Source organism: Mycobacterium sp., assembly GCF_040509115.1.
Classification (GTDB): Bacteria; Actinomycetota; Actinomycetes; order Mycobacteriales; family Mycobacteriaceae; genus Mycobacterium.
Map to the genome: position 1 here is coordinate 1 of NZ_JBEVLO010000555.1, position 3,204 is coordinate 3,204.

The 3,204-nt window shown below is 67.9% G+C and carries 3 protein-coding genes and 1 pseudogene; 3 read left to right on the forward strand and 1 reads right to left on the reverse strand.

Annotated features, from left to right (window positions below):
• Positions 1–114 precede the first annotated feature (114 nt).
• Genes ABW137_RS37005 through ABW137_RS37015 form a run of 3 tightly spaced genes read left to right on the forward strand, consistent with a single transcriptional unit; the run spans position 115 to position 2,161 of the window.
• A complete protein-coding gene (locus tag ABW137_RS37005; RefSeq protein ID WP_526408158.1) occupies positions 115–771 on the forward strand; it encodes an ABC transporter permease in 657 nt (218 codons plus the stop codon).
• Entirely contained in the window at positions 771–1,556 is a 786-nt protein-coding gene (locus tag ABW137_RS37010; RefSeq protein ID WP_526408160.1) for an ABC transporter permease, read from the forward strand. The genes ABW137_RS37005 and ABW137_RS37010 overlap by 1 nt, the downstream gene beginning before the upstream one ends.
• Complete coding sequence (locus ABW137_RS37015; RefSeq protein ID WP_526408162.1) at positions 1,553–2,161, forward strand: putative glycolipid-binding domain-containing protein; 609 nt, start codon at positions 1,553–1,555, stop codon at positions 2,159–2,161. Before ABW137_RS37010 ends, ABW137_RS37015 begins: the two co-directional genes overlap by 4 nt.
• Here ABW137_RS37015 and ABW137_RS37020 read toward each other — a convergent pair.
• Positions 2,124–3,146: pseudogene (locus ABW137_RS37020) on the reverse strand (prephenate dehydrogenase); the annotation flags it as partial. The gene ABW137_RS37015 and the pseudogene ABW137_RS37020 sit on opposite strands and share 38 nt — an antisense overlap.
• Positions 3,147–3,204 lie beyond the last annotated feature (58 nt).

Here is a 3,204-nt window from a genome sequence, read left to right on the forward strand (position 1 = left end):
GCCGTCGATGACGCCAAACAGGTGATCGGTGGCATCAGGGCCGACGACGTGCTCGCGGCTCTCGAGGCGGACCGGCTCGCCGAGCAAGCCGGCGAGGGTGGGTAGGGCAGGGCCGTGAACTATCTTTTCACCCACCTCGACACCGCGTGGACGCTGACGTTGATCCACCTGTGGCTGTCGTTGCTGCCCTTGGTGCTTGGGCTGGTGATCGCCGTGCCGCTGGGTGCGCTGATCCAACGGCGCACGACACTGCGCAGGCTCACGACGATCACGGCGAGCATCATCTTCACCATCCCGTCGCTGGCGTTGTTCGTCGTGCTTCCGCTGATCATCCCGACGCGAATCCTCGACCAGGCCAACGTCATCGTCGCCCTCACTCTGTACACGGTGGCACTGTTGGTGCGTGCGGTGCCGGAGGCGTTGGACGCGGTGCCGCCCGCGGTGCTGGACTCCGCGACCGCGATCGGCTACAAGCCGTTGACCCGCGTCTTGAAAGTTGAACTGCCCCTGGCAATCCCGGTGCTCGTCGCCAGCTTGCGCGTCGTCGCCGTCACCAACATCTCGATGGTGTCGGTGGGGTCGGTGATCGGCATCGGCGGCCTCGGCACGTGGTTCACCCAGGGCTATCAGTCGAACAAGAGCGACCAGATCATCGCGGGCATCATTGCGATCTTCGTGCTCGCGGTCGTCATCGACACGCTGATCATGTTGGCGGGCAAGGTGGCGACGCCGTGGGTGCGCACCGGCCGAAGCGTGAAGGCGGGCGCGTAATGAACTTCCTACAGCAGGCCCTGTCCTTCATCTTCACCGCCGCCAACTGGGGTGGTCAGGACGGCCTCGGCACCCGGATCCTCGAACACCTGCAGTACACCGCCGTGGCGGTCGTCTTCTCCGCTCTGGTCGCGATCCCCATCGGCCTGCTCATCGGGCACACGGGTCGTGGCACGTTCCTCGTCGTCACGGGGGTGAACGCGCTGCGGGCGTTGCCGACGCTGGGCGTCCTGCTGCTCGGCGTGCTGTTGTGGGGCCTCGGCCTGGTGCCGCCGACGGTGGCGCTGATGCTGCTCGGCATCCCGCCGATGCTGGCGGGCACGTACTCGGGCATCGCCAACGTGGATCGGGCGGTGGTGGACGCCGCGCGGTCGATGGGGATGACGGAGTCGCGGGTGCTGTTGCGCGTCGAGGTGCCCAATGCGTTGCCGCTGATCCTCGGCGGGTTGCGGACGGCGACGCTGCAGATCGTCGCGACGGCGACGGTCGCCGCCTACGCGAGCCTCGGCGGTCTCGGGCGCTACCTGATCGACGGCATCAAGATCCGCGAGTTCTATCTGGCGTTGGTGGGCGCGCTGGTGGTCACCGCGCTGGCGCTCATCCTCGACGCGTTGCTTGCGTTGGCGGTCTGGGCGTCGGAGCCGGGTGCCGACAGGTTCCGGCGCATGCCCCAGCCGTTCCTGGGTGACGAGGTTGCTTTGGAATCGGCGTCGACGTCGCGATCTGACGGGGTTTCGAAAGGCGGCTACGAAGCCAGGGGGCCGTCGCCTACGGTAGGGGGATGAGTGAAGTAGACCGCTCTGAGTCGCATGCCGACTTCCCGGCGATTCTGACGTGGCGCGCCCACGACGTTCCACGAATGGAGTCAGTGCGGGTTCAGCTGTCGGGAAACCGCATCAAGGCGTATGGCCGCATCGTGGCGGCGGCGACGGACGCCCATCCGGCGTTCAGCGCGTCCTACGACTTGGTCACCGATGACGTCGGCGCCACCAAACGCTTGTCTTTGACGGTCACGTTGGCGGAGCGGGAACGCCAACTCTCCATTGCACGCGACCACGAGAACATGTGGATGGTTCAGGACCACTTGAACCAGACCAAGCGGGCGCCACACGACGGCGCACTCGACGTCGACGTCATCTACAGCCCGTTCTTCAACGCCTTGCCGATCCGCCGCACGGGTCTCCTCGCGAAGGGCGAGCCGATCTCGCTGCCCGTGGTCTACGTCCGGGTGCCCGAGCTGACCGTGGAGACGGTGAACATCACCTATGCCAGCGAGGGATCCGGTCCCGGGGCGGGGATCAAGCTGCACTCACCGGTCGCCGACACCACGATCACCGTCGACGACGCCGGCTTCATCCTCGATTACCCAGGGTTGGCAGAGCGGATCTGACGACGCCGCCAGCCCGGCCCGCCGCGGCCAGTTCGCGGCGCCAGTCGTCGGACCCGATGGTGACCGTCGCGATCTCGGGGCGGGTGTAGTCGTCGTAGTGGGTGCGGGCCGCGTGGCCAGACTCGACGAGGTCGGCCACCGAACCCGTCGTCGCCAAGCCGTCGCGGGCGTGCACCAATAGGTCGATCGTGCGGTTCAGAGCGTTTCGCAGCGGATCGGCGTTCGCCTCGCACATCGCGCGCACCAGGTCGGGCGAGGTGGCGGCGACCCGGGTTCCGTCCCGGAACGAGCCGGCCGCCAGCGCGAAGGCCAGCGGGACGTCGGCGGCCGTGGCGGCGACGGCTTCGGCAACCAGGTGGGGCAGGTGGGAGATGGCTGCGGCGGCGGCGTCGTGCTCGTCGGAGCGGGCGGGGACCACGAAACTTCCGCAGTCGAGGGCCAGCTGCATCACGTCGGCCCAAACCTCGGCGTCGACGTGGTCGTCCACGCTGATCACCCATGGCGCGCCGACGAACAAGTTCGCCGCACCGGCCGTCCACCCGGAGTGCGCCGTACCGGTCATCGGATGACCGCCCACGAAACGAGCGAGCAGGTCGTGGTCCTGAACCGCTTGCAGAACAGCGACTTTGACACTGGTGACGTCGGTGAGCGGGCAGTTCGGTGCGGCGACGCGAATGTGGTCGAGCATGGTTGGCAGGGCGGGCATCGGCACGGCGAGGACGATCAGCGCCGTGGCGTCGGAGGCGCGTCGCAGCACGTCGTCGAGGTCGGCGCTGGCGTCGAACCCGTCGAAGCGCGCGGCCTCCACGCCGTCGAGCGATCGGTTGTAGCCGAAGACTTCGCGGTCGGCGGCTCTCGCCGCACGCATCAGGGAACCGCCGATCAGCCCGAGGCCCAGCACACACACCGGGCGGTTGCTCTTCGCGCGAGCGCTCATCGGAGCCGCCTGCTCTTCGCGCGAGCGCTCATCGGAGCCGCCTGCTCTTCGCGCGAGCGCTCATCGGAGCCGCCTGCTCTTCGCGCGAGCGCTCATCGCTGAAGTC

What these genes read in the sequence shown, in the direction of transcription:
- ABW137_RS37010 (WP_526408160.1), top strand. Translation starts at nt 771, where the DNA reads ATGAACTTCCTACAGCAGGCCCTGTCCTTCATCTTCACCGCCGCCAAC.
- ABW137_RS37015 (WP_526408162.1), top strand. Translation starts at nt 1,553, where the DNA reads ATGAGTGAAGTAGACCGCTCTGAGTCGCATGCCGACTTCCCGGCGATT.